This is a genomic window from Acidisoma sp. S159 (assembly GCF_009766125.1).
Classification (GTDB): Bacteria; Pseudomonadota; Alphaproteobacteria; order Acetobacterales; family Acetobacteraceae; genus Acidisoma.
Genome location: NZ_LMUG01000045.1, coordinates 81,011 through 106,548, shown reverse-complemented (window position 1 = coordinate 106,548; position 25,538 = coordinate 81,011). Strand labels below are relative to the sequence as shown.

20 protein-coding genes and 1 pseudogene are annotated in these 25,538 nt (G+C 66.1%); 6 read left to right on the top strand and 15 right to left on the bottom strand.

All coding sequences use genetic code 11. The features are described from left to right. Positions 1–139 precede the first annotated feature (139 nt). From GSQ92_RS13675 to GSQ92_RS13660, 4 genes are read right to left on the bottom strand one after another with little or no spacing between them, the layout of a single operon-like run. Entirely contained in the window at positions 140–1,234 is a 1,095-nt protein-coding gene (locus tag GSQ92_RS13675; protein ID WP_158800762.1) for a sulfate/molybdate ABC transporter ATP-binding protein, read from the bottom strand. Next, positions 1,234–2,079 (bottom strand): sulfate ABC transporter permease subunit CysW, encoded by an 846-nt coding sequence (gene cysW / locus GSQ92_RS13670; protein WP_158800761.1) that lies wholly within the window; start codon positions 2,077–2,079, stop codon positions 1,234–1,236. The genes GSQ92_RS13675 and cysW overlap by 1 nt, the downstream gene beginning before the upstream one ends. Further along, positions 2,072–2,989 (bottom strand): sulfate ABC transporter permease subunit CysT, encoded by a 918-nt coding sequence (gene cysT / locus GSQ92_RS13665; protein ID WP_159013612.1) that lies wholly within the window; start codon positions 2,987–2,989, stop codon positions 2,072–2,074. Before cysT ends, cysW begins: the two co-directional genes overlap by 8 nt. After that, on the bottom strand, positions 2,986–4,023 hold the full coding sequence (locus tag GSQ92_RS13660; RefSeq protein WP_305782226.1) for a sulfate ABC transporter substrate-binding protein: 1,038 nt from the start codon (positions 4,021–4,023) through the stop codon (positions 2,986–2,988). Before GSQ92_RS13660 ends, cysT begins: the two co-directional genes overlap by 4 nt. 288 nt (positions 4,024–4,311) lie before the next feature. On the opposite strand from GSQ92_RS13660, the gene GSQ92_RS13655 reads away from it, so the two are divergent. Continuing rightward, entirely contained in the window at positions 4,312–5,052 is a 741-nt protein-coding gene (locus tag GSQ92_RS13655) for a phosphoadenylyl-sulfate reductase (protein WP_158800759.1), read from the top strand. 142 nt (positions 5,053–5,194) lie between these two features. Then, complete coding sequence (locus tag GSQ92_RS13650) at positions 5,195–5,812, top strand: hypothetical protein (protein ID WP_158800758.1); 618 nt, start codon at positions 5,195–5,197, stop codon at positions 5,810–5,812. A 120-nt stretch (positions 5,813–5,932) separates the two neighbouring features. Here the strand turns inward: GSQ92_RS13650 and GSQ92_RS13645 are convergent, their stop codons facing one another. The 4 genes from GSQ92_RS13645 to GSQ92_RS13630 form a co-directional block, all read right to left on the bottom strand. Then, on the bottom strand, positions 5,933–6,496 hold the full coding sequence (locus GSQ92_RS13645; RefSeq protein WP_159013611.1) for a hypothetical protein: 564 nt from the start codon (positions 6,494–6,496) through the stop codon (positions 5,933–5,935). 264 nt (positions 6,497–6,760) lie between these two features. Next, a complete protein-coding gene (locus GSQ92_RS13640; protein ID WP_159013610.1) occupies positions 6,761–7,690 on the bottom strand; it encodes an alpha/beta hydrolase fold domain-containing protein in 930 nt (309 codons plus the stop codon). Then, a complete protein-coding gene (locus GSQ92_RS13635) occupies positions 7,687–9,144 on the bottom strand; it encodes a carnitine 3-dehydrogenase (protein WP_158800755.1) in 1,458 nt (485 codons plus the stop codon). The genes GSQ92_RS13640 and GSQ92_RS13635 overlap by 4 nt, the downstream gene beginning before the upstream one ends. Next, entirely contained in the window at positions 9,141–10,052 is a 912-nt protein-coding gene (locus GSQ92_RS13630) for a 3-keto-5-aminohexanoate cleavage protein (RefSeq protein ID WP_158800754.1), read from the bottom strand. Before GSQ92_RS13630 ends, GSQ92_RS13635 begins: the two co-directional genes overlap by 4 nt. Positions 10,053–10,163: 111 nt before the next feature. Here GSQ92_RS13630 and GSQ92_RS13625 point away from each other — a divergent pair, with 111 nt between their 5' ends. Together GSQ92_RS13625 and GSQ92_RS13620 are read left to right on the top strand one after the other, a co-directional pair. Continuing rightward, the gene (locus GSQ92_RS13625) at positions 10,164–11,213 is read left to right on the top strand and encodes a GlxA family transcriptional regulator (RefSeq protein WP_158800753.1); all 1,050 of its coding nucleotides are present in this window, start codon (positions 10,164–10,166) and stop codon (positions 11,211–11,213) included. 6 nt (positions 11,214–11,219) lie between these two features. Beyond that, the gene (locus tag GSQ92_RS13620; RefSeq protein ID WP_158800752.1) at positions 11,220–12,224 is read left to right on the top strand and encodes a Gfo/Idh/MocA family protein; all 1,005 of its coding nucleotides are present in this window, start codon (positions 11,220–11,222) and stop codon (positions 12,222–12,224) included. A gap of 157 nt (positions 12,225–12,381) precedes the next feature. Here the strand turns inward: GSQ92_RS13620 and GSQ92_RS13615 are convergent, their stop codons facing one another. The 7 genes from GSQ92_RS13615 to GSQ92_RS13585 form a co-directional block, all read right to left on the bottom strand. Then, complete coding sequence (locus GSQ92_RS13615; RefSeq protein WP_158800750.1) at positions 12,382–14,151, bottom strand: ABC transporter ATP-binding protein; 1,770 nt, start codon at positions 14,149–14,151, stop codon at positions 12,382–12,384. Further along, a complete protein-coding gene (locus tag GSQ92_RS13610) occupies positions 14,148–15,026 on the bottom strand; it encodes an ABC transporter permease (protein ID WP_158800748.1) in 879 nt (292 codons plus the stop codon). Before GSQ92_RS13610 ends, GSQ92_RS13615 begins: the two co-directional genes overlap by 4 nt. After that, the gene (locus GSQ92_RS13605) at positions 15,023–15,976 is read right to left on the bottom strand and encodes an ABC transporter permease (RefSeq protein WP_158800747.1); all 954 of its coding nucleotides are present in this window, start codon (positions 15,974–15,976) and stop codon (positions 15,023–15,025) included. Before GSQ92_RS13605 ends, GSQ92_RS13610 begins: the two co-directional genes overlap by 4 nt. Before the next feature lie 36 nt (positions 15,977–16,012). After that, positions 16,013–17,587, bottom strand: coding sequence for an ABC transporter substrate-binding protein (locus tag GSQ92_RS13600; protein WP_158800745.1), 1,575 nt, complete (start codon positions 17,585–17,587; stop codon positions 16,013–16,015). A gap of 242 nt (positions 17,588–17,829) precedes the next feature. Continuing rightward, on the bottom strand, positions 17,830–18,435 hold the full coding sequence (gene rdgB, locus GSQ92_RS13595; protein ID WP_158800743.1) for an RdgB/HAM1 family non-canonical purine NTP pyrophosphatase: 606 nt from the start codon (positions 18,433–18,435) through the stop codon (positions 17,830–17,832). Further along, entirely contained in the window at positions 18,435–19,166 is a 732-nt protein-coding gene (rph, locus tag GSQ92_RS13590) for a ribonuclease PH (protein ID WP_158800742.1), read from the bottom strand. The genes rdgB and rph overlap by 1 nt, the downstream gene beginning before the upstream one ends. 33 nt (positions 19,167–19,199) lie before the next feature. Then, complete coding sequence (locus tag GSQ92_RS13585; protein ID WP_158800741.1) at positions 19,200–20,468, bottom strand: glycerate kinase; 1,269 nt, start codon at positions 20,466–20,468, stop codon at positions 19,200–19,202. 105 nt (positions 20,469–20,573) lie between these two features. Here GSQ92_RS13585 and GSQ92_RS13580 point away from each other — a divergent pair, with 105 nt between their 5' ends. Next, complete coding sequence (locus GSQ92_RS13580; RefSeq protein ID WP_158800740.1) at positions 20,574–21,503, top strand: 3-hydroxyacyl-CoA dehydrogenase; 930 nt, start codon at positions 20,574–20,576, stop codon at positions 21,501–21,503. Between the two features lie 1,419 nt (positions 21,504–22,922). Next, positions 22,923–25,538: pseudogene (locus GSQ92_RS13575) on the top strand (hypothetical protein); the annotation flags it as partial.

Genomic DNA, 25,538 nt, shown 5'->3' with positions numbered 1-25,538 from the left:
CGCATACTCCTACGTCATGCTCGGCGAAAGCCGAGCATCCACGCCTTCCTTGTTTCCCGCAGGCGAGGGGTGGATGGCACGCCTTCGCGTGCCATAACCGATCCTTGAGCCGCGCGGCCTAAACCAAAGATATCACGCATCAAGACACCGCCCAGTGCAGCGGCTCATCCATGGTTCCCCGCCCATCGGCAAAGAGAACGCCGCGGCGGGGTAGTGGCATGGCGGTGCCACCCGGCGTCAGACCTGACCCGGCGATACTGTCCAGCGGCAAGGCGGCGTAGAGGCTTCTGCCCTCGAGCAAAAACTCGACCCGCGCCCAGGGTCCACTCGGGGTGATGTGGCGGATCGTCGCGGGTCCAGACGGGTCCGCTCGCAGCCCAAGGTCATGCGGACGCACGAATAGCGTGGACTCACCATCGGCGACGGCGGCCGCGACGCCATTCTGTGCCGTCTGCGCGCCGCCGGCGGTGGCAAGCGCACCGGCCAGAAGGCGGCAGGGGATGTGGCTGGTCTCGCCGAGGAACTCGAAGACGAAGGGGTTGCGCGGGCGGGTATAGACTTCGTTCGGTGTGCCCACCTGCTCGACGCGTCCTTGCGACATGAGCACGATGCGGTCGGAAAGCTCCAGCGCCTCCTCCTGGTCATGCGTCACCAACACGCCCGTAACGGCAACGCCATGATGCAGCTCCCGGAGCCACTGCCCGAGTTCCTTGCGAACCTTGGCGTCCAGCGCGCCGAAGGGCTCGTCCAGCAATAGCAATCGCGGCTCGATCGCCAGGGCGCGCGCCAGGGCCACGCGTTGCCTCTGGCCACCGGAAAGCTCGGCGGGGTAGCGCTTCTCGAGCCAGCTCAGTTGGACGAGGTCGAGCAACTCCTTCACGCGCTTGTTGATATCCGCGCGGCTCGGACGTTCGGCGCGGGGGCGGACGCGGAGGCCGAAGGCGATGTTCTCGAACACCGTCATGTGCCGGAACAGCGCGAAATGCTGGAAGACGAAACCGACGCCACGTTCGCGTGGCGGGCGCATCACGTTGTCCTCGCCATTGATCAGAACCTGGCCGCGATCCGGCATCTCCAGACCCGCGACGATCCGCAGCAGCGTGGTTTTGCCGGAGCCGGAGGGACCGAGCACGGCCACGAGTTCGCCGGGCGCGATTTCCAGCGTGACATCGTGCAGGGCCGTATAGTCGCCGAAGCGACGGGACACGCCCTGAATGGCGACATGGGCGGGCATCAGGCGATCCGCGCCTCCCGCTGGGCGCCGAGGAAGCGCCGTTCCAAAATCGTCTTGGCGACCAGCGTCAGCAAGGCGAGGCAGGCGAGGAGGGAGGCGACGGCGAAGGCGGCGACGATGTTGTAGTCGTCATACATCGCCCGGATATGCAGCGGCATGGTGTCGGTCAGCCCCAGGATATTGCCCGACACCACCGAGACGGCGCCGAATTCGCCCATCGCGCGGGCATTGCTGAGCAGAACGCCATAGAGCAGGCCCCAGCGCAGCTTAGGCAGCGTCACGCGCAGGAAGGTCTGCCAGCCCGAAGCGCCAAGCAGGATCGCGGCCTCCTCCTCCTCGGCGCCTTGCTCCTGCATCAACGGAATGAGTTCGCGCGCGACGAAGGGCAGGGTCACGAAGATGGTCGCGATGATCATGCCGGGCAGCGCGAAGATGATGCGGAGGTCATGCGTCTCCAGCCACTGTCCGAACCAGCCTTGCCGTCCGTAGAGCAGCACCAGCATGAGACCGGCCACCACTGGCGAGACCGAGAACGGCAGATCCAGCACCGTGAGGATGAGGCTGCGGCCGGGGAAGGCGAAGCGCGCGAGGCACCAGGAGGCGGCCAGGCCGAAGATCACGTTCACGACCAAGGTCACTGCCGCGACCAGCAGCGTCAGACGGATCGCCGAGAGCGCATTGGGATCGGCGATGCCGGCGAGATAGGCCGGAATGCCGGAGGCGAAGGCCTGCGCGAAGACCGTGACCAAGGGCAACAGCAAGAACAGCGTCATGAAGAGCAGCGCTACCGCGATGAGCGCGATGGTCCAGCCGCCTTGATGAGGCGAGGCCGCGCGGTCACGCATGCCGGGGACTGAGCGTGAGGCGTTGCAGAAGCGTGATGCCGAGCAGCACGCAGAAGGACAGCACGAGCATCAGCGTGCCGATCGCGGCGGCGCCGTTGAAGTCGAATTCCTCGAGCCGGTTCACGATCAGCAGCGGCACGATCTCGGATTGCATGGGCCGATTGCTGGAAATGAAGATGACGGAGCCATATTCGCCGAGCGCGCGGGCGAAAGCCATCGCGAAACCGGAACAAAGCGACGGCAGGATCGCCGGCAGAAGCACGCGGCGGAAGATCTGCAAGGGGTTGGCTCCGAGCGTGGTCGCCGCCTCCTCCTGCTCCGCCTCAAGATCCTGCAGAACGGGCTGCACGCTGCGAACGACGAAGGGCAGGCCGACGAAGGTGAGCGCGACATAGACGCCGGCCACCGTGTAGGCGACATGAATGCCCAGAGGCGCGAGCAGGGCGCCGAGCCAGCCGTTACGGGCATAGAGGGTGGAAAGGGCGATGCCGGCCACCGCCGTCGGCAGGGCGAAGGGCAGATCGACCATGGCATCGGCCAGGCGCCGTCCGGGAAAGCGCGTGCGGACCAGGACCCAGGCGATGAGCAGGCCGAAGATCGCGGAGGTCACGGCCGCAAGCAGCGAGCAGACGAGACTGACCCGGAAGGCTCCCTGAACGCGCGGCGAGGCGAGCAGTTTCGTGAAGCCGGACCAGCCCAGACTGGTCGCATCGCCCATCATCGCCGCGAGCGGCAGGAGAACGATGATGCTGAGAACGAGCAGGGTTATCCCGAGGCTGAGGCCGAAGCCCGGCAGAATACTATGCCGGGGGAACCAGCCGACGCGGCGCTGCCGGACGGGGAGCACCGCGTCGCGTCGCGGATGCGCCGGAAGGGCCGGGGATGGCGCCTCCCTTCCGGCCTCCGTCATCGGCTCCCGCCATAGACCTGATCGAAGACCCCGCCATCCGCGAAGAAGCGCTGCTGCGCCGTGGTCCAGCCGCCGAAGGTGGCGATGGTGAACATCTTAATGGCCGGGAATTGCGCCGCGAAGCGTTGCGCGACCTCCGTGAGGCGCGGCCGGTAGAAATGGCGGGCGCAGATCTCCTGCGAGGCGGGGGTGTAGAGGTTCTGGAGATAGGCTTCGGCGATCGCCCGGGTGCCGCGCCGGTCGGCTACCTTGTCCACGACGGCGACGGGGGGCTCGGCGAGGATGCTGATGGAGGGCGTCACGATCTCGAAGTTCTTGCCGCCCTGCGCGATGGCGAGATGCGCCTCGTTTTCCCAGGAAATGAGAACGTCTCCGATACCGCGCCGGGTGAAGGTGAGCGTGGCGCCGCGCGAGCCGGCATCGAGCACCGGGACGTTTTGGAGCAGGGCCTTCGCATAGGCATCGGCCTTGGCGGGGCTGCCGCCATATTCCTCGAGCGCCCAGCCATAGGCCGCCAGGAAGCCCCAGCGCGCGCCGCCGGAGGTCTTCGGGCTTGGCATCACGACTTGCACGCCGGAACGGATGAGGTCTGGCCAATCCTTGATGCCACGCGGATTCCCTGCGCGGACCAGGAAGACGATCGTGCTGGTATAGGGCGTGCTGTTATCCGGCAGGCGTTCTTGCCACGCGGTCGAGAGCAGCCCGCTCTTTGCGATGGCGTCGATATCGTAGGCCAGGGCGAGGGTCACGATATCGGCATCTAGCCCGCTGATGACCGCACGCGCCTGGGCGCCGGAACCGCCGTTGGAGACGCGCACCGCCAGGTCATCGCCGGTCTTGCGTTTCCACAGGGTCGCGAAGGCGGAATCGTAATCGGCGTAAAGCTCCCGCGTCGGGTCATAGGATACGTTGAGGAGCGTTTTCCTCACGCCGGCCAGGGCACTGGAGCGCCGGGCCGCGAAGGCGGAGGCGCCGAGCCCGGCGGCTCCGAGACGCACGGCGGCGCGACGGCTGAGGGGATATTTGCCAACCACGAACGCTCTCCTGCTGGCTAATGCCACGGCCCCGGAGGCGCGGCGAGGGCGGCATCTGGGGCGAAGACGGTGCCCGAATCAAGGGCGCCGATGACCGGGGCGGCGCGCTCCGGCCCGAAGCCACTGACGAGTCAGGGCAGAGTTTCCTATCGGACAACGAAAGTGGTTGGAAATTCTCTATGACGTCGGTTATCGAGTTACGAATTTCTTTAGTTCGTAGGTAGTATTGTATTTCGTGGAAAAATGTTCTCCTTAGGAGTTCCTCTCGCTACAGGCTGCTTCCTCCTCATGTCCTCCGCACTCGCAACGCTCCAGACGAACGGCCAAACCTCGGACGATGAGTTGGCGCGTGCCTTGGCCTGTATCGATGAGACGGATGCGACGGCGGTGCTGTGCCTCGCGATGACCCAGCTTTTCGCGGGCTCAATCGCGCTTGTTTCTTCTTTCGGAACCGAATCGGCTGTGCTGCTGGACCTCGCGGCGGAGATCGATCGCGCGACTCCCGTAGTCTTCCTGGACACCGGGAAGCTCTTTCCCGAGACCCTCGCCTATCGGGACGCGCTGATCGACCGACTAGGTTTGACGGATGTTCGGATCGTCACGCCGGCCTCACTGCAGATCGCGACGCATGATGCGAATGGCGCGCTGTGGCGTCAGAACGCGGATCGTTGCTGCACGCTGCGGAAGACCTTGCCGCTGCAGGCGGTGCTCGGCGGCTTCTCTGCCTGGATTACGGGCCGCAAGCGGTTCCAGGCCAAGGGCCGTGGCGCTTTGCAGGTGTTCGAGCGCGAGCCTTCAGGGCGCGTCAAGGTCAACCCGCTGGCGCATTGGACCGAGCAGCGGATCGCCAGGCATTTTGCGTCCCGGGATTTGCCGCGTCATCCGCTGGAAGCCTATGGCTTCGCCTCCATCGGCTGCGCCACCTGCACGTTGCCAGTGGCGCCCGGCGCGGATCGCCGTTCAGGACGCTGGCCCGGCACGGCCAAGACGGAATGCGGCATCCATCAGGCGCTGCCGGCGCAGGGTTGAAATAGCCTTATCGGCGACCGGGGCGGATATTCCGTGAGCCGATCGTCCCGCGAGCCGCTAAGTCGCGCTCGCTCGAGGGCGTGTTAGGATAGGCCGAAGCTTTTGGGTGGGGACGCCCCGCCCTTAAGGAGGAGCCAACGATATGAAGCCGCCCACCGAGTATATTCACGGCCATTACGTGATCCGGACGATGATCCAAGGCAAGATGTTCAAGGCGCGCGCCCTGCTGGATGGCCGGGTGATCCGAAAAGCGAATGATCACTTTGTCGAGGTCGAGGGGCGGACGCTTGAGGCGACGGTTGCCGCGATGCAGGCGGCGCTCGATCAGCGCGATGCGGAGCGCGAGGCCGGCCGGCTGCAATCGGTGCCTGAGGAGGAGCGGTATGCCGCGGCGTTCCGCCTGCTCCAGGAGAAAATAACACCGAGGCATTGGCTGATGCTGAACGGCTGGTACGACGCAGACGACCGCATCATGACCATGAAGCAGATCGCGAAGGTCGCGGGCTATTCGTCGTATTCCATGGCGAGCAAGATGATGGGCTCGTTGGGGAAGGAACTCGCCACCGAGTTCAATTACCAGCCTGGGCTGCGGGCGGATGGTTCCGAGATTTGGACAATGGCGCTTGCGACTGGCGTCGATACCACGGAGCAGGAGGATGACAAGCACTGGCGCTGGATGATGCGTCCGGAAGTCGCTGCCTGTGTGCTGAAGCACAAACGGATAAGCCCAGTCGTGGCTTCAGGTAATCCGGTGATTTGAGATTTTTCCAGTAGCGCCCAACAAAAACGGAGCGCTCGTGTTGAGCGCTCCGTTTTGTGCTCTTAACCTCGCGGCAACGCCAGATTTCGATTGGCGCTGCCGGTATCGTCTTGGTTGACGTTACGCGGCTAGGTAAGCCGGACGCTCCTGCGGCGAAACCTGCTCGTTGCGGGCGAGGTAGGCCGGACGCTGCTGGGGCGAAACCTGCTCGTTGCGGGCGAGGTAGGCCGGACGCTGCTGGGGCGAGACCTGCTCGTTGCGAGCAAGGTAGGCCGGACGCTGCTGGGGCGAGACCTGCTCGTTGCGGGCGAGGTAAGCCGGGCGCTGCTGGGGCGAAACCTGCTCGTTGCGGGCGAGGTAGGCCGGACGCTGCTGGGGCGAGACCTGCTCGTTGCGGGCGAGGTAAGCCGGGCGCTGCTGCGGCGAGACCTGCTCGTTGCGAGCAAGGTAGGACGGGCGCTGATTGGGAAGCACCGTCTCGTTGCGCGAGAGATATGCCGGGCGCTGCTGGGGCGAGACCTGCTCGTTACGGGCGAGGTATGAGGGGCGCTGGTTCGGCAGAACCGTCTCATTCCGGGCCTGCTGGGCGACGCCCTGGTGCTGGATCGGCTGGGTAGCTGCTACGGCGGCGCCCGTCATGCCAAGGCTGACTGCGGCGACGGCGGCCATCAAAAAGTTTTTCATATCGAGTCTCCGTTTAGTCGATGGCCGGCGTCACGTGGCGCCAGACCAGATGGCCGTGTCTTTTTCGCGATCACCATCCTGTTGACGTGTAACTAGCGCTTGGTGCGCCGCAACATAACGCCTGACGTTTTCATAGAATTCATGCCTCGATCACATCAATAACGGTTTCGTGAGGGGTATTCCGTATTTTGGCTTATTAATCGCATAGCTGTGCCGCAGCCTATGCGTGCATAGCAGTCGCTCCCTCACGGCGCGGTAGATCTCTTATGCGCAGAGCGAGTGCAATGCTGCCGCGATCTCAGAAAAGTTCCGTTTAATTCGCGCGCTGCTGTGACGGCCGCGCAAATGACCGTGGACGAGGCCGATGCCTGGGTCGAGGGTCGCGGCCCCCCCGGCCGCCCTGAGGGCGGCTGCGTAATCAGCCGCGTCCTCCGCCAGCGGATCGATATCGGCGGCGAAGATTGCCGCTGGCGGCAGGCCCGCGAAGTCTTTCGCGGCAAGGGGGGCGAGTTCGGCGTCCTTGGTGTCAGAGGCGTCTTGCCCGGTATAGAGGCGCCGGTAGACCAGGATGTCCGAGGCCCGCAGCATCGGGACGTCGGCGCGCCAAGTTCCCTCGGCGCGGCCGGCTTTCGGATGGAGGCCTGGGTAGATCAGAACCTGGCCGACTGGCAGCGGCAGCCCCTTGCGGCGGAGCCGGAGGCAGAGGGCGGCGGCGAGGTTGCCGCCCGCGCTGTCTCCGGCGACCACGATGCGCTGTGCGGTGGAGTGGAGCGAAAGGTAGGCGGCTTCCGCATCGTCGAGCGCGGCGGGGTAAAGGTGTTCGGGCGCCAGCCGGTAATCTAGGGCGACCAATTCATGCTCCGACGCGGCGGCGAGTTCGGCGCAGACGCCATCATGGCTGTGCAAACCGCCAACCACGAAGCCACCGCCGTGGAAATAGAGCACCAACCGGCCTCTTGGCGCGGATGGCGGACGGTAGCGGCGGATGGGCAGTGTGCGGGCGGGGTCGGTTGCGCTCAGGGTTTCGTCGGTGACGACAAGGCCAGGCGGGCGAGGCCGGTCGAACGCCGCGCACATGCGGTCATAGATCGCGCGGTTTTCGGCGGGCGACGCTTCGTTGGCGCTGGCCGGGTAGAAAGACTCGGACTTGGCGATGAAGGCGCGAACCTCGTCGTCCAGATCGGCGAGGCTCATCGCGGCGCGCCGATCGCGCGGCCAGCCTCCGCGGGCCATTCCAGGACCCGGTCGGCGGACGCGAGAGCTTCCACGCGCGCGGCGACGGCGGAATCCGCGCTGCACGCGCGACGGGCGTTGGTGTCCACGTGCAACAGCATCATCTCGCCAGTCGCGAGTAGCCGGTTGTCGCCGGCGTGGTGCAGCCGGTGGAAGAGGCGCAGGCGCTTCTCGTCGGCGGCGAGAATCTGCGTGGTCACGAAGAAGCCTTCGTCCTGCTTCATCTCGTCGCGATGGATGACGTGGGATTCCACCGTGTAATAGCTGAAACCGCGCGCGAGCATCGCCTCATCCATGCCGATGTCACTCAGCATGATGTCCGTCGCTTCGCTGAAAACTTGCGAATAGCGGCTGTCGTTCATGTGGCCGTTGTAGTCGATCCATTCGGCGGGAACCGTGCCCGCGTGCCAACGGCGTGGCGACGCTGTGGCGGTGCCGGATCGCAGACCGCGCTCGAAGGCCGCGAGCGTCTGACCGGCACCGAAATCTTGCTTGCGCAGCGCTTGCAAGATGCCGATGAGGCAGTCGTCGCGCTTTGCCTCCATCTCGCGAAAGCCTCTGCCGGCGGCTTGTTCGTTGGATTGTTGGTCCAGCGTGTCGAGCAATTCCTCGGTTAGCTCCGGCACGTCCATGAGCTTCGTCCAGGGCAGTTTCAGCGTCGGGCCAAACTGGGCCATGAAATGGCGCATCCCGGCTTCGCCGCCCGCGAGGCGGTAGATCTGGAACGTGCCCATGAAGGCCCAGCGCAGGCCGGCACCGAAGCGGATCGCATCATCCACCTCCGAGACGGTGGCGACGCCGTCATTCACGAGCCACAGCGCCTCGCGCCACAGGGCTTCGAGCAGGCGATCGGCAATGAAGCCGTCGATCTCCTTGCGGACATGCAGCGGATGCATCCCGAGGCTCGCGAAGAAGGTCCGGGCGCGTTCGATGGTTTCCGGCGCGGTCTTCTCGCCACCGCAAAGCTCGACCAGCGGCAGGAGATAAACCGGGTTAAAGGGGTGTGCGACGAGGAAGCGCTCGGGATGCGTCATCTCGGCGGAGATGCGGGTCGGCAGCAGGCCGGAGGTCGAGGAGCAGATGAGCGCGTCCGGCTTTGCGTGACGGTCGATCTCCGCGAGGATCTTCTGCTTGATGCTTTCAACCTCGGGCGCGCTTTCTTGAATCAGATCGGCGGAGGCGACGGCTTCCGCCAGCGTCGGCGCAAAACTCAACCGGCCCCGCGCGGGCAACGGCAGTGGCGTCAGCTTGCGCAGCGCGCGTTCGGCAAGGCCGATCATTTCGCGCAGCCGCCGTTCTGCTTCGGGATGCGGGTCGAAGACGGATACATCGTGGCCGGCGAGCAGGAAGCGCGCCGCCCAGCCGCCGCCGATGACGCCGCCGCCGACAATAGCGCAGTGCTTCACGCCGCTCACGCCGCGCGACCCCGATGATCGCGCTTTTGCAGCTTGAGCTTCGCGCGGACCTCCGCCGGGGTCAGGACGCGGGCGCCCATCGCCTGGATGATGGTGACGGCCCGCTCGACAAGCTGCGCATTCGTCGCGGGCACGCCGCGGTTGAGCCAGATATTGTCCTCGAGTCCGACTCGGATATTGCCGCCGGCGAGCAGCGCCATGGCGGCGAAAGGCAGTTGCATGCGGCCGATCGAGAAGCCGGAGAAGATCGCGCCGGCGGGCAGGTTGTTCACCATTGCCATGACGGTCTGCGGATCATCAGGCGCGCCATAGGGGATGCCCATGCAAAGCTGGATCATCACGGGATCATCGATGAGGCCCTCGCGGATGAGTTGCTTGCACAGCACGAGGTGGCCGGTATCGAAAACCTCGATCTCAGGACGCACGCCGAGCGCCTGCACGCGCTTCGCCATGGCGCGCAGCATGCCGGGCGTATTGGTCATCACGTAGTCCCCCTCGGCGAAGTTCATCGAGCCGCAATCAAGGGTGCAGATCTCCGGGAGCAGCGCGGTGACATGGGCGAGCCGTTCCTCGGCGCCAACCAGATCCGTCGAGCGCATATCGAGCGGCAGCGGCGCATCGACGCCGCCCAGCACCAGGTCGCCGCCCATGCCCGCGGTGAGGTTGATGACGACATCGACATCAGAGGCGCGGATGCGGTCAACCACCTCGGCGTAAAGCGCCACGTCGCGCGAGCCTTTGCCGGTCTTCGGGTCGCGAACGTGGATATGGGCGATGGCGGCACCCGCGCGCGCCGCTTCGATGGAGGCGGCGGCGATCTCGGCGGGGGTTACCGGGACATGCGGGTTCTTCTCGGTCGAGGCACCGACGCCGGTGACGGCGCAGGTGATGAAAGCGTCCCAGATCATGGCGTGCTCCGGCGGTGGATGCGGTGGCGGAAGGGTGGTCGCTCAGCGGGCGGGGTGCTATACGTTTCGCGAAGGTGACGATACGTTCTTGGTCGAGGGAGAGGCCCACCATTGCCTGCCGCGCCCTATTCCGTTTCGCGCCGGACGAGTCTTCCCGGAGCGCCGAGCTGCCTCGATGTTCTGGTGCTGCATCAGTTCTCCATGATGTCGCTGGCCGCTACCATCGAGCCCTTGCGGGCGGCCAATCGCGTCTCGGGCCAGGAACTGTATCGCTGGCGCCTCGTCTCGCTTGGCGGCGACCTGCCGGCGAGCAGCTCCGGCGTAACGGTTGGCGTGGCGGGGGCGTTCGCGCCGGCGGAGGTGCGGGATGGCCTTTTCGTTGTTGCCGCCTTCGATGCACTGGCGATCGGGCGGAGCCTGGCGTCCGATCTGCGCGCCGTCGCGCGGCGCGGGTTGTCTATCGCGGGGATCGAGGCCGGTGCTTGGGTGCTCGGCCGAGCCGGGCTGCTGGATGGCTATCGCGCCACGACGCATTGGGAGGATTTGGAGGAGTTCGCCGCCACCTTCCCCAAGGTCGAGGTCGTCAGCGACCGTTTCGTGATGGATCGCACGCGCTGGACGGCGGGCGGCGCGGCCCCGGCACTGGACATGATGCTCGCGATGATCAGCGCGGAGCATGGACTGCCACTGGCGCTGAATGTCGCGAGCATCTTCATCTATGAGCAGGCGCAGGCTTCCTCGGCGCCACAGCCGATCGTGTCGCTTGGGCGGCTCGCGGCGGCGGATCCGGCGCTGGCCTCGGTGATCGGCGTCATGCAGCGCAATCTGGAGGAGCCGGTGCCGGTGCCGCGATTGGCGGCGGGGGCTGGGTTGCTGACGCGCACGCTGCAGACGCGGTTCCGCGCGCAGCTCGGCATGTCGCCGCACGCCTATTATCTCGATCTGCGGCTAGCGGCGGCCAAGCGCATGTTGCAGCATAGCGGTCACAACGTGGCGGAGGTCGCGAGCGCCTATGGCTTCGGCTCGGCCTCGGCTTTCGCGCGAGCCTTCCGCGCGCGCTTCGGGATGAGCCCGGTGGAGGCGCGGGAGCAGGGCGGCGGGTCCTGGGCCTTGCGGCCCGCGACGGTGCCGCCGGCTTCGCGTGGATCAGATAGGGAATAGGAAACGATGGCCGACACAGTGAATTGGGGCGTGCTGAGCACGGCCAAGATCGGACGCGAGCATGTCATCCCGGCGATGCAGAAAGGAAAGATCAGCCGCATCACGGCCATTGCGTCCCGCGATCAGGCTTCCGCCGATCGCGTGGCGAAGGAGCTTGGCATTCCGCGCGCCTATGGCAGCTACGAGGCGCTGCTGGCCGATCCGGAAATCGATGCGATCTACAATCCGCTGCCCAATCATCTGCATGTGCCCTGGACGCTTCGCGCTTTGGAAGCCGGCAAACATGTGCTGTGCGAGAAGCCCATCGCGCTGAATGCGGAGGAGGCGACGACGCTGATCGGCGCGCGGGACCGTGCGGGCCTGATCGTGGCCGAGGCTTTCATGGTGCGGCATGCGCCGTGGTGGCAGCGGGTTCGGGCGCTGGTGCATGAGGGACGGCTCGGCGAGGTTCGCGCGATCCAGACATTCTTCAGCTACTATCTCGATGATCCACAGAACATCCGCAATCTGCCGGAGATCGGCGGCGGCGGGTTGATGGATATCGGCTGCTACGCCATCTCGACCGCGCGGTTTGTTTTCGGCGCGGAGCCGCTGCGGGTCGCCGGGTTGATCGAGCGCGATCCCGAGATGGGCACCGACCAGCTGACCAGCGCGGTTGTCGCGTTTCCGAAGGGTCACCTGACGTTCACGTGCTCGACGCGGCTCGCGCCGCATCAGCGGGTGACGATTGTTGGCACGAAGGCGCGGCTGGAGGTGCTCATTCCGTTCAACGCGCCGTTCGACGAGGCTTGCCGCATCGTGATCGATGACGGCGCGGCGCTGAACGGATCCGGCGCGGTGGTCGAGAGTTTCGCTCTCGCGAACCAGTATACGCTGCAAGGTGATGCGTTTTCGGCGGCGATATTGGGCCGGGCACCGTTGGAGTTTCCGCTTGAGGATGCGGTGGCGAATATGAGGGTGATCGATGCGGTGTTCCGCGCGGCGGGCAGCGGGGAGTGGGTGGCGGTTTAGGTTCTGGTTCAGCCAAACCCGTTTTCCCGTCATGGCACGCGAAGGCGTGCCATCCACGCCTTAACTTTGGCGAAACGTCCCGGCCACTAAAAGGCGTGGATGGCATGCCTTCGCATGCCACGACGAGTAGGGGGCATCTGCCTCCGCGCCGATCGTCCTAAGCCGCCGCTCCCAATCCCGGCGTATCCGACAGCAGCGCTCGCGTGTAGTCATCGGCCGGGGCGCGGAAGATCGCCTCGGTTTCGCGCAGTTCCACAATGCGGCCCTGGTTCATCACCGCCACGCGATCCGCGAAGCTGCGGACCAGAGTGAGATTGTGGGTCACGAAGAGCATCGCGAGGTTCATCTCGGTCCGCAGTTCCGACAGCAGCGCCATCACCGCCGCCTGCACCGAAACATCGAGCGCGGAAGTCACTTCGTCGCAGATCAGCAGCCGGGGTTCGGCGGCGAGCGCACGGGCGATCGCGACCCGCTGGCGTTCACCGCCGCTGAGCTGGTCCGGATAACGGTCCAGCAGCCGTGCATGCAGCGAAACGCGGTCGAGTTCGCGCACCACGCGGCCGCGCGCCGCCTCCGCGCCGAGATCCGCGAAAAGCCGTAACGGGCGAGCGATGATCTCGCCCACCGTGCGGCGCGGGTTCAGCGAGGCGTAGGGGTTTTGGAAAATGTATTGGATGCGCTGCCGCTGCGCCGCCGGGCGCTGCCGGATGCCAGGCGGCAAGACCGCGCCGCTGAGCGTCATTGTGCCCGAGACCTCGCGATGTAGTCCCGCGATACCGCGCGCCAAAGTGGTCTTGCCGCTGCCCGATTGACCGACCAGCGCGAGGCATTCGCCCGCGCCGATGTCGAAGGCGATGTCGTGCAGCACTTGTGCTTCGCCGTACGCGGCATTGACCGCGCGCAGGCTAAGAACGGGCTCTTTCGGCGCGGCGGGGAGCGTGTGCTGGCGCGCGAGCGGCGCCTCGGGTTCCGGCTGTTCCTGATGCCAGCAGCGCGCCATATGGGTGGCGGAAATCTCGGTCTCGAGCGGGAAGACGTCGCAGAGGTCGGTGGCGAGGTCGCAGCGCGGCTTGAAGAAGCAGCCCTCCGGCCGATGGCCGGGTCCGGGCGCGTGGCCGGGAATGCCGACGAGCTGATGACGCCCCTCCGGGTCCGGCATCGCCTGGAGCAGGCGGCGCGTATAGGGGTGGCGCGGTGCCGCGAAAACCTCTGCCGCCGTGCCGGCCTCGACCAGACGGCCGGCATACATCACCGCCACGCGCTGCGCGAGTTCGGCCACCACCGCGAGATCGTGGCTGACATAAAGCGCGGCGACGCCGTGGCGGGCGCAGAGTTCGCGGACCGTGCGCAGGACATGCGCCTGGGTCGTCACATCCAACCCGGTGGTCGGCTCGTCGAGTACGATCAGCCTGGGACGGCAGGCGAAGGCCATGGCGATGGCGAGGCGCTGCTGCTGGCCGCCCGAAACCTGATGCGGATAGCGGCGGCGAAAGTCCGGCGTGTCGGGCAGCGCCACGTCACGCAGCAACTCCCCCATGCGGTCTTCGCGCGCGGCGGCGTTCAGTTGCGGGAGATGGACGCTCAGCATTTCGTCGAGCTGTTCGCCCAGGCGCATCGCCGGGTTCAGCGCCGTCCCAGGATCCTGCGGGATATAGGCGACCAGGCTGCCGCGTAGGGCGCGGAGTTCGGCGGGCGGCGTGCCGATAATCCCTTGCGGCCCGACCGAAACCTCGCCGCCGGCGATGCGCGCGCCGCGCCGGCAATGGCCAAGAAGGGCGAGGCCGATCGTCGTCTTGCCGGAACCGCTCTCGCCGACCAGGCCGAGCACTTCGCCGGGGGTGATGGTGAAGCTGACCTCATCGACGATGTCATGGCCGCGCGCGGCGACCTCGACCCGCAAGGCGGAGACGCGGACTTCTTCGGTCATGGTGCGCTGCGGCCGATGCCGATGGCGGCGCGGGCGATGCCGTCCGTGATCAGGTTCATGCCGATGGTGAGCACGGCGATGGCGGCGACCGGGAGCACCACGGGCCAGGGCTGGATGACGACTCCGATGCGGTTCTCGTTGATCATCAGCCCCCAATCTGCGGCCGGCGGTTGCAGGCCGAAGCCGAGGAAGCTGACGCCCGCGATCAGCCCGATCGAATAGGTCAGCCGCAAGCCGAACTCGACCAGCAGCGGCGAGGACATGTTCGGCAGGATCTCGACCAGCAGCAGATGCGTGCGGCTTTCGCCCAGCACTTCGGCGGCGCGCACGAAATCACGTTCCACCACCTCGGCGGCGGCGGCACGTGCGACACGGGCGACACGCGGCAGATGGCCGAGTGCGACGGTCAGCACGATCAGCCAAAGCCGCGGGCCGAAACCCGCCACCAGCAGCAGCACGAGGACGATCTGCGGGAAAGCGAGGAGGATATCCATGATCCGCATCAGCAGCTCATCGACCTTGCCGCCCGCATAGGCGGCGACGAGGCCGGTGAGAACGCCGCCGACCAGGCCGATGACGGTGGCGAGCAGGGACAGAACCAGGATGGCGCGCCCGCCGCAGAGGAAACGGCTGAGCACGTCCCGCCCGAGGTAATCGGCACCCAGCGGCGCCGCGTGGCTCGGATGCGAATAGGGGAGGGCGACGAAGGCATTGGGCGGATGCGGCGCGATCCAAGGACCGACGATGGCGATCAGCACGACCAGCGCGACCGTCGCGATGCCGATGCGGGTCCGGGTCAGCCGGCAGGCGTCACGCAGCAACGCGAAACGGCGGCGCGCGGGCGGGGCGGCGGCGATCGTCGCGGTGGCGCTCATCGCAGCGAAGTCCGCAGACGCGGCGTCAGCAGGATGGTCGCGATATCGGCGACGAGGTTGAGCAGCACATAGACCGCGCCGACCAGCAGCGTGAGCGCCTGCACCACCGGCAGGTCTCGGTTGGAGACGGCGTCCACCAATGCCTGGCCGATGCCGGGGTAGTGGAACACCACCTCCACCACCACGATGCCGCCGGCCAGCCAGGCGAGCTGCAGCGCCGTCACCTGGACGAAGGGCACGATGGCATTGGGCAGCGCGTGACGCAGGATGACACGGCCGGGCGGCATGCCTTTCAGCCGCGCCATCTGAATGTATTCGCTCTCCATCACCTCGATCATCGAGGCGCGCATGATGCGGCTCATATAGGGAATGACAGCGAGGTTGAGGGTGAGCACCGGCAGCACCGTCTGCCCGAGCTGTCGCCACAGCGGCACGCTGTCATCCAGCATGGCGACGGCGGGCAGCAGATGCGTGACATTGGTTGCCAGCAGCACGATCAGCGCGATGCCGATGACGAATTCCGGCACCGCCGCCAGAATCAGCGTGATGGCGGACAGCGCATGATCGACCAAGCCGTCCCGCCACACCGCCGAGACGACGCCGATGGCGAGCGATAGCGGGATCGCGAAGATCGCCGAGACCACGACGAGGAAAGCGGAGTTGACGACACGCGGCGCGATCAGTGTCGCGACCGGGCTTTCGGATGCGAGCGATTCACCGAAATTGCCGTGCAGGATGCCGCCGATCCAGGTGGTGTATTGGCTGAGCAGCGGCTGGTTGAGATGCAGCGCGCTGCGCAGCGCGGCAAGCCGCTCGGGTGTCGCGGTCTTGCCGAGGATTGCCTGCGCGGCATCACCCGGCAGCGCCTGCGTTCCCGCGAAGACGAGAATGGAAACGCAGATCAGGGTGACGATGCCGAGGCCGAAGCGGCGCAGCAGAACGCGGATCATCGGCCACGGCGCCGGGACATCAATGCGACGCGCCCGTCACACGAAATACATTTGCGCGAAGCCGTAATTGCCGAGCGGATTGCCGGTGCGCGAGGGCACCAGACCGCCGATCTTGCTGGAATAGCCATCGACCTGATCGCGGAAGCCCCAGATGATATAGCCGCCGGTGTCGTAGTCGATGGCTTGCGCGGCGTGGATGAGCTCCGTGCGCTTGGCGAAATCGACGGTGGTCAGTGCTTCGCTGACCAGCGCCTCGAATTTCGGATCCGACCAATGGGTTTCGTTGAAGCTCGCGGTGGGCGTCTGGCAGGAGGCGACCTGGCTCAGATAGTCGCGGGTGAACCAGAAATCCTGCGCGAAGGTCCATTTCAGATAGTCGTCGCCGTAGAAGACGCCGCTATCGACCTTGCGGACATTCACCGTCACGCCGGCACCCTGGGCCTGCTGGGCGAAAACCTGCGCGGCCTCGACAAGCCCGGCGGCGACGTCGCCGGTTACGAGTTCGACCGCGAGGTCGGCATGACCGGCCGCCTTGAGCAGCGATTTGGCCTGGTCGAGATCCTGATGGCGTTGCGGCAGGCTGTGGTTGAAGGAGGGGTCGAAGGGCGAGAACAAATCATTCGCGACCGAGCCCTGGCCCGACAGCGCCTGGGCGATCATCTGCGGCCGATCGACGATGAGGCGCATGGCCTGGCGCACGCGCACGTCGCTGAAGGGCGCCTGATCGACGCGCATGGTGAAAGGCAGCCAGCCGCCGGTTTTCGCGACCAGCGTCTTGAGCCCCGGCGTCATGCCCAGCGGCACGGTCTGCGCGAAGGGCACGTTGTCGATGACATGCACTTGGCCGCCCATCAGGGCATTGATGCGCGCCGTGTCGTCCGGGAAGTCGATGATGACCAGCTCGGCGACATAGGGCAGTCCGGTGCGCCAATAGCCTGAATAAGCGGGCATGTGTGTGCGGTCGCCCGGCGTGAAGCTGCCGAAGCGGAACGGCCCGGTGCCGACCGGGTTCTTCACGTCGTAGCCGATGGGAATGATGCTGTTGGTATATTGCGCGAGTTCGCGGTCGATGATGGCGTTGGCGCGCTTGAGCTTGATCGAGAAGGAGAGGTCGTCGATCTTCGTCAGGCCATTCGCGTCGATATCCGCGAGACCGGCAGCACCGCCGCCCGGCGTCTTCGGGTCTATGATGCGCTTGATCGAGAAGATGGCGTCATCGGCGGTGAGCGGCTTGCCGTTGTGGAAGGTGACGCCCTTGCGGAGCTTCACGGTCCAGAGGTCGGCCGTCTTGTTCGGGGTGATCTCAGTCGCGAGCAGCATCTGGAAGCTGTAGTCGGGCGCGATGGTCGCCAGCGTCTCATACATCGCGAAGTTGCGGGCGATGTCGGGGTAGGTCACGGCCTGATGCGCGTCGAGCGTGTCCTTGGCGCCGCCGCCGGCGCAGCCGACGAGCAGGGTGCCGCCCTTTTTCGGCGTGGCGGCCCGGGCGCCGGACGGAAGGATGAGGCCGCTGGCGCTTAGGGCGCCGCCGGCGAGGGCCAGCCGGAGAAGGTCACGGCGCGGAAGGTTGCCGAGGTTGTCTCGTTTCGAGGCGCCACGAAGATCCCGCATATCCGTTCTCATCCTCATTTTTTCGCAACCCTGACCAGCGGGACCTTAGGGGCTCGGGTAAACCACTCGCGATACGAAAAGCGAAGCTTTACGTGCTGAATGCGTAAGTCGAGCCAAGCATCGACTCCGGAGCCAAAGCCGCAGCGTGGAGGTTAAGGCCTGGATGCTCGGCCCCTGGGCGAGATACGCATCGCTGATCATGACGTTATTGCCCGCCGGATCGGCCGAAAACTTTCCGATTCTCAAACCCGCCCCAAACATCCCCGCACCAAAGCCGCGAAGGCCCGCGCGCGATGGCTGGTCGCATGCTTGCGGGCCGGGTCCATCTCCCCATAGGTCTGGTGCTCGCCTTCGGGCAGGAACATCGGGTCGTAGCCGAACCCCCGCTTGCCGCGGGGCGGCCAGACCATCACGCCGTCCGCCCGGCCCTCGAAGATCTCGTAATGCCCATCCGGCCAGGCGAGGCACAGCGCCGAGATGAACCAGGCGCCGCGATCCTCCGCCCCCTCAGCCTCGGCATTCACACGCTCCATGGCGACGCGGAAATCCTTCCCAGGTCCCGCCCAGCGCGCCGAATAGATGCCCGGCGCGCCGCCCAGCGCCGCCGCGCAGAAGCCGGAGTCGTCGGAGAGCGACGGCAGCCCGCTCGCCACGGCCGCCGCTTGGGCCTTCAGCCGCGCATTGCCGGCGAAGCTGGTCTCGGTCTCCTCCGGCTCCGGCAGGCCAAGCTCGCCTGCGGAGACCACATGGATGTCCCAAGGCGCCAGCAGCTCGCGGATCTCGACGAGCTTGCCGGGATTGTGGCTGGCCAGAACCAGCCGCGCGCCAGGGTCGAGCGGGCGGGCCATCAGGCCACGGGCTCCGCCGCCTCGATCGCCGCCGTCTGCGCCGCGAACAGCGCGCGCGTGCCGGTGCGGGCGAGGCTCATCAGCGCCAGACAGTCCATATCGGTGAAGGGCGTCTTTTCCGCGGTCGCCTGGATCTCGACGATGCCGCCCGCCGCCGTCAGCACGAAGTTGCTGTCTGCATCGGCATCCGAATCCTCGAGGTAATCCAAATCCAGCACCGCCTCGCCAGCCACCAGCCCGCAGGACACCGCCGCCACCTGCCCGGTCAGCGGCGCCGCCGCGATGACCCGCTTGGCTACCAGGTGCCGGAAGGCCAGCGCCAGCGCGACATAGGCGCCGGTGATGGCGGCGCAGCGCGTTCCGCCATCGGCATTGAGCACGTCGCAGTCGAGCGTGATCGACATCTCGCCCATCGCCTTGCGGTCCACCACCGCCCGCAGCGAACGCCCGATAAGTCGCTGGATTTCCTGCGTGCGGCCGGATTGCTTGCCGCGCGCCGCCTCCCGGTCACCCCGCGTATGGGTGGCGCGGGGCAGCATGCCGTATTCAGCCGTCACCCAGCCCTCGCCGCGCCCGCGCAGGAAGGGTGGCACCCGGCTCTCGACGCTGGCGACACAGAGCACCTCGGTAAAGCCCATGCGAATGAGGGCCGAGCCTTCAGCATGGCGCGCGAAGCCGGTGGTGATGGAGACGGGGCGCAGCGCGTCTGCGGCGCGGCCGGAATGTCGCATGGAGAGTGTCCTTTGTGGAGAAACCGGGCCGCCTCAGGCGATCAAGACGGCGCGGATATCGTTGACATTGGTGAGCGTCGGCCCCGTCACGACGAGGTCGGCGAGCGCGGAGAACAAGGTGTAGCTGTCATGGCCCGCGAGCACCGCATGCGGATCGATCCCGGCGGCCCGAGCGCGCGCCAACGTCTCCGGCGTCACAATCGCGCCTGCCGCCGTCTCAACCCCATCGATGCCATCGGTATCGCCAGCCAGTGCCCAGATCCCCGGCGCGCCATTCAGAGCGAGCGCCAGACCGAGCAGGCATTCGGTATTGCGTCCGCCGCGCCCGGCGGTCTTGGCGCCGATCGTCACTGAGGTCTCGCCGCCCGACAGCAGCACAGCGGGGCGCCGGACCGGCGCGCCATGCCGCGCGACGCTCAGCGCGATACCCGCCAGCACGATGCCCAGCTCGCGGCTTTCGCCTTCCAGCGCATCGCCGAGGATCAGCGGCGAGAGCCCCTGCGCCTCGGCGGCCTTGGCGGCGGCCCGCAGCGCCATCATCGGCGTCGCCACCATCCGCACCTCGACGGGGAAATCGCCGGGCTTGGGCGTCTCCTCCCGCCGCGCGAGGTAATCGAGCACAGCGGCCGGCAGCGGCATCGCAATACGCGCCAGGATCGCCGCAACCTGGGCCGCCGTCGTATCGTCGGGCAGGGTGGGACCGCTCGCGATGATGGCGGGATCGTCACCCGGCACATCGCTGATGGCGAGGGTCAGCACCCGCGCCGGCTGCGCGGCGGCGGCGAGGCGGCCGCCCTTGATGCCCGACAGATGCTTGCGCACCGCATTCATCGCCCCGATCGGCGCCCCGCTCGCCAGCAACGCGCGGTTGACCGCCTGCTTGTCGGCGAGCGTCAGCCCCTCGGCCGGCAAGGCCATCAGCGCCGAACCGCCACCGGAGATGAGGGCGATGACCAGATCCTCGGGCCCAAGCCCGCGCACGCAATCCAGCATGCGCCGCGCCGCGATCTCGCTATTCGCATCGGGCACCGGATGCGAGGATTCCATGACCTCGATCCGCGTCGTCGGCACAGCATGGCCGTAGCGCGTCACGACGAGGCCGGAGAGCGCCACGTCGGGCCAGGCCGCCTCCAGCGCCGCCGCCATCAGGGCCGAGGCCTTGCCCGCGCCGACCACCACGCAGCGACCGCGCGGCGGCGGCGGAAGATGGGCGGCCAGGGTCAGCCGGGGATCGGCGGCGGCCACCGCCGCGTCGAAGATCGCCCTCAGCGCCGCGCGGGCCTGCGTGTCGTTCCATGCCATAGCCGGGGCATCGCCTGTTCCTCGGCGCTTGACAAGCGGCGCCTCGCGGGACTGGCTCTGGCCGAGGATCAGCAAGGCCGGCGGACGGCGAGGGAACGAGACAAAATGAAAATCGCGGTCATCGGCACGGGCCTCATCGGCCGCTCCTGGAGCATGGTCTTCGCCCGCGCGGGTCTCGACGTCTCGATCTGGGATGCGCATCCGCCCGCCGCCGATGCCGCCCTCGACTTCATCGGCCACCGCCTGCCGGAGCTCGCCGAGCTGGGCCTGCTTCATGGCCGCACGCCCGAGGCCGTGCTGGCCGCCATAAAGCCCGCCGCCAGCCTGGCCGACTGCCTCGCCGGCGCCGCCCATGTGCAGGAGAACGGGCCGGAGCGCGTTGCCGACAAGACCACGCTCTTCGCCGAGCTGGATCGCCTGGCCGCGCCCGATACGGTGCTCGCCAGCTCCACCACCGCGATCCGCGCGAGCGCCTTCACCGAGGCGCTCCCCGGCCGTGGCCGCTGCCTGGTCGCCCATCCGGTCAACCCGCCCTATCTCATTCCGCTGGTGGAGCTCAGCCCGGCGCCCTGGACGACACCCGATACGGTGGCGCGGACTAAGACGCTGATGGAGCAGGCGGGCATGGTGCCGGCGGTGCTGAAGCGCGAGATCGACGGCTTCATCCTCAACCGCCTCCAGGCGGCGCTGATCGCCGAGGGCATGTCCCTGGTCGAGACCGGCATCGCCGACCCCTCGGATATCGACAACACGGTGAAGCACGGCCTCGGCCTCCGCTGGTCCTTCATGGGTCCGTTCGAGACCATCGACCTCAACGCCCCCGGCGGTCTGCGCGACTATGTTGACCGCTACGGCCCCGGCTTCAGCGACATGATGGCGCATTCGACAGTGCCAAGCTGGTCCGGCGCCTCGATCGAACGCCTGCACGCGGACCGCCGCGAGGCCGTGCCGGAGGCCGAGCATAAGGCCCGCCAGGAATGGCGCGACCGGCGGCTCATGGCGCTGATGGCGCATAAGGTCACGCAGCCGGATTGAGGCGGGGCGCCCTTCGGCGAGAGAATGCGCCGCTTGTAGGATTTTCGGGCCTACGCTGGTCGAGCGCGCAACTCTTTCTCCCCCTCCTTGCAAAGAAGGGTTTTGGCGTGGGTTCGTGCAAGCGCCGAAGGCTGACTTATCGGCGCATACTGAACCCGTTCTGACCCTCCCTTGTAGGAAGGGGATTGAGCTGCGCGGCCGGGCTACGCGCAGCAAGCCAGTGCCGGCTCGGTCTCAAGCGATCCCTAAACCTTGGCTGCGCCAGCTGTGATCTTTTGAAAATCTCAACAGGATGGGGGTGGGAAACTCCTCTTCCTCCGTGTTTTGCCTTGCACGCTCAGCTTGATCCGAGTTCAGGATGCGCTGCAACGTGGCGGCACTGGGTGCCCAGACAGCAATAGTCCAACAACCAACTTTAAGCGCCCGAGGAAATTCGCTATTTCCGCACACAGGTAATGCCGGCGCGGATCATTGCAATTGAGCACTCGGTCAGCTCAGGTAACGGCGCTTCCCCAGGCCAACTCGCCTGGAACCGGCAGGCTGCTGGCAGTATCAGATGCAGGGCGAGCCAACGTTAAGCGGTCGAAGCATTTAGCTGTTGTCGCGCACAGATAAATGCCGATGCGCATCGCTGCAACTTAATATCAAACCAGATTGGCTGACGGCATTTCCACATGGCCGACCACCCGGTCTTTACGATTTTGATCCGATTTTCGGTGCGTATCCGATCCAGACGTGCAGGGTTTGAGAGAACATGGAATCGGTAGTCGACCTTTATGGCAAACGGAAACATCGAAGACCCTGGCGCCCAATCGGCATCGACTTAGGTCATTGCCTTTCGGAACCAGCATAGACAGTCCGCAGATCGGCTGTCCTGCCGGTTTCCGCACACGCTTCTCCCGACAGAATCACTAGTCTCGCACAAGGAATTGCGAAATGCCCTATACTTACCCCACCGCACCGTTTGCCATATCCACGTCTCAGATCGCGAGCGTCACGACGAATCAAATCTTGAACGCTGGGGAGGAGGACGCAAGTCAGGAACTGCTAGTAGCAACAACGCCAGCGTCATCGCAATGGGCTAGTTTCCCGGACGCTCCCGCATCAAATACCGTCCTTATTCAGGGGACCGTTTCTGCTGGTGCGTCAATTACGATCAGCTACACGGACTTGTCAGGCCAAGAAGTGAATCTGACAGGTACCATACTCGAAACGAGTCCAAATTCTTACCTGGTATCCCTTAATGGGATGGCGGGCGGGCCATTTATACAAATAAGCAACGCGGCGACCGACGCCGCAACTTCCGTCACATACGGGCCGCAGGGTCCGAACGTCGACGGTTACCTGGTGGACGTAACCCCTTTTAATGGCGACTCGGCCTCGGCTCCGCTCTCACCCGCGCTCCAGTCCGGGGCAGTTGTGGCGATAGGCCCAGACAACCTGCTGCCTGACGGAACGCCGGTTTCTGGCGGAACGGTCCTGGCGGGCGCGACGTTGATTGTCGATGCGGGCGCGGTCGCCTCCGCGATACAGAATTACGGCACGATCATTGTCGAAGCCGGCGGCGAAGACTCCGGCGTCATCGTCTATAGCGGTGGAAACGAGCTGCTCAACGGGGGCCTCGCAAGCGGTACCACGCTTGAATCTGGCGGCACGGAGACCGTGCAGGGCGGCGGCTCATTCGTCTTTTTCACGGTGTCATCGGGCGGCAGCCTCGACCTTGCTTCCGGTAGCGTACTGAGCAATGGCATCATCGCATCGGGCGCGACGCTGATCGTATCGAGTGGCGTGACGGCGGCGGCCCTGACCATCGAGCCCGGCGGTTTGGAAATCGTGGACTCCGGCGGCAGCGCGGTGCTCAACACCATCAGCGGAATCGCCATCGTCACAAACGGTGGCAGGGATAGTGCCGGCGTTATCGCGTCTGGCGGAGTGGAGACGGTGCAGAACGGCGGCACCCTCATGAATGTGACGATCTTCGATGGCGGTACCGCATTCGTGGAGGACGGCGGAATAGTGCTCCAAGGTGATACCCAGCTTCCATCGGGCGGTCTCGTCCTCGAATCTGGTAGCCTGTTGAGCCAGGGCGTGCTGAACACGGGCGAGCTGCTGGCCGTATCGAATGGCGTGGCCGTGATCGGCATCAACATCGAAGGCGGTGCCTCGCTGGGCGTGGACTCCGGCGCGACCGCGGAGAGTAACGTCTTCGGCGCCGTGAACGTTACGAGCGGCGGCACGACGATCGGCGACAATATCAGTTCTGGCGGTGTCGAGAACGCGGCGTCCGGCGCCCTGTTGCTCCAAACGCAACTATTTTCGGGCGGCACGCTGAACCTCGAATCCGGCAGCCTGTTGAGCCAGGGCGTGGTGAACTCGGGCGCGACGCTGATCGTGTCGAATGGCGCCTGGGTCAGCGGCAATACCGTCGGAACCGGCGGTATGCAGATCGTGGTGTCCGGCGGCACAGCCGAAACTAACGTCAGCGGCACCGAGATCGTTGCGAATGGCGGCTTGGATAGCGGCACGTTTGTCGACTCTGGTGGAACGGAGACGGTTCAGAACGGCGGCTCCGCCATGTTTGCTACAGCCGAAGCTGGCGGTACCCTGATCGTGCAGGCCGGCGGCGATCTGACCAGCGCCGCGCTGTCATCGGGCGGCAGCTTCGACCTCGTTGCCGGCAGCACCGTGTTCGGTGGTTTCGTGTGGTCGGGCGGCACGCTGGTCGTATCGGATGGCGTCAGCGTCACCAGCATGGTCATCGCTTCGAGTGGCACGGAGATCGTGGAGTCTGGCGGCATCGCGAAGAACACCGTCAGCTCGGGCGGCACCGCAATCATTTTGAGTGGCGGCACGGATAGCGGTGGTCTGGTCGAGTCCGGCGGCAAAGAGACGGTGCAGAAGGGCGGCACCGGCATGAATGTGACGGTCGTCTCGGGCGGCAACGAGATGGTGCAGTCCGGCGGCGAATTGCTCAACGCCGCGCTTTCATCGGGCGGCAGCTTCGCCCTCGCCTCCGGTAGCGTGGTGAGCGGCGGTCTTGTGAACTCGGGCGCGACGCTGGTCGTATCGAGTGGTGTGACGGCGATCGGCGTGACCATCGAGCCGGGTGGCACGGAGATCGTTGAAGCCGCCGGCATTGCGAGTGGCACTGTCGATAGCGGTGCGGTGCTGATCAGCAATGGCGGCACGGAAGCCGGTGGCACCGTGCTGAATGGCGGTAGGGCGACCGTATCGTCGGGCGGCATTGCGAGCGGCGTCACGATCGGCTCCGGCGGCACAGAGATCGTGTCGAGCTTCGCTACTTTGCTGAACCCCGTGCTCTCGTCAGGCGGCGTGCTGAATGTCGGGCCCGGTATACTCGAGGGCGGCGGCACCGTGCTCAGTGGCGCGACGCTGACCGTGCCGAGCGGTGCCGTCGTAAGCGGCGTCACTGTGCAAACCGGCGCCTCCGAAGTGGTGCTGGCTGGCGGGATAGAAGGCTCTACCCTCGATAACGGATCGGTCACGATTGCGGCTATCGGCGAGTCTCTTAATGACACTGTGGCGAGCGGTGGTCAGGAGACTGTGGCGACCAGTGGTTACGCGAACCAAACCACGATCGGCTCCGGCGGCACCGATACGATATCGAGCGGCGGGACTTTGCAGAACTATACCTTGTCCTCAGGCGGCACGCTGATTTTCCTGAGCGGCGCTGTGGACAGCGGCGGCACGGTGGCCTCGGGTGGGACCCTCACTGTGGCGAGCGGGGTGACGGTCAGCGGCGTGACCGTGGAGTCCGGCGGCTCCGAGGTGATCCAGCCGGGCGGGACTGCGATCGGCAATCGCGACGGCGGGACCGTTACCGTCGGTTCGGGCGGCGTGGATAGCGGCGGCACGATCTTGTCCGGTGGTGCCGAGAAGGTCTCGGCAGGAGGCACGGCGAGCGGCACCATCATCGGATCCGGTGGCACGGATACCGTGTCGAGCGGTGGGACTCTGCTGAACCCGACCCTGTCATCCGGCGGCACGCTGGTTCTCCAGCCGGGCGCTGTGGAC

Coding starts and splice junctions, on each gene's coding strand:
- GSQ92_RS13675 (WP_158800762.1), bottom strand. CDS start 1,234: ATGCCCGCCCATGTCGCCATTCAGGGCGTGTCCCGTCGCTTCGGCGAC.
- cysW (WP_158800761.1), bottom strand. CDS start 2,079: ATGCGTGACCGCGCGGCCTCGCCTCATCAAGGCGGCTGGACCATCGCG.
- cysT (WP_159013612.1), bottom strand. CDS start 2,989: ATGACGGAGGCCGGAAGGGAGGCGCCATCCCCGGCCCTTCCGGCGCAT.
- GSQ92_RS13655 (WP_158800759.1), top strand. CDS start 4,312: ATGTCCTCCGCACTCGCAACGCTCCAGACGAACGGCCAAACCTCGGAC.
- GSQ92_RS13650 (WP_158800758.1), top strand. CDS start 5,195: ATGAAGCCGCCCACCGAGTATATTCACGGCCATTACGTGATCCGGACG.
- GSQ92_RS13645 (WP_159013611.1), bottom strand. CDS start 6,496: ATGAAAAACTTTTTGATGGCCGCCGTCGCCGCAGTCAGCCTTGGCATG.
- GSQ92_RS13640 (WP_159013610.1), bottom strand. CDS start 7,690: ATGAGCCTCGCCGATCTGGACGACGAGGTTCGCGCCTTCATCGCCAAG.
- GSQ92_RS13630 (WP_158800754.1), bottom strand. CDS start 10,052: ATGATCTGGGACGCTTTCATCACCTGCGCCGTCACCGGCGTCGGTGCC.
- GSQ92_RS13620 (WP_158800752.1), top strand. CDS start 11,220: ATGGCCGACACAGTGAATTGGGGCGTGCTGAGCACGGCCAAGATCGGA.
- GSQ92_RS13615 (WP_158800750.1), bottom strand. CDS start 14,151: ATGACCGAAGAAGTCCGCGTCTCCGCCTTGCGGGTCGAGGTCGCCGCG.
- GSQ92_RS13610 (WP_158800748.1), bottom strand. CDS start 15,026: ATGAGCGCCACCGCGACGATCGCCGCCGCCCCGCCCGCGCGCCGCCGT.
- GSQ92_RS13605 (WP_158800747.1), bottom strand. CDS start 15,976: ATGATCCGCGTTCTGCTGCGCCGCTTCGGCCTCGGCATCGTCACCCTG.
- GSQ92_RS13600 (WP_158800745.1), bottom strand. CDS start 17,587: ATGCGGGATCTTCGTGGCGCCTCGAAACGAGACAACCTCGGCAACCTT.
- rdgB (WP_158800743.1), bottom strand. CDS start 18,435: ATGGCCCGCCCGCTCGACCCTGGCGCGCGGCTGGTTCTGGCCAGCCAC.
- rph (WP_158800742.1), bottom strand. CDS start 19,166: ATGCGACATTCCGGCCGCGCCGCAGACGCGCTGCGCCCCGTCTCCATC.
- GSQ92_RS13585 (WP_158800741.1), bottom strand. CDS start 20,468: ATGGCATGGAACGACACGCAGGCCCGCGCGGCGCTGAGGGCGATCTTC.
- GSQ92_RS13580 (WP_158800740.1), top strand. CDS start 20,574: ATGAAAATCGCGGTCATCGGCACGGGCCTCATCGGCCGCTCCTGGAGC.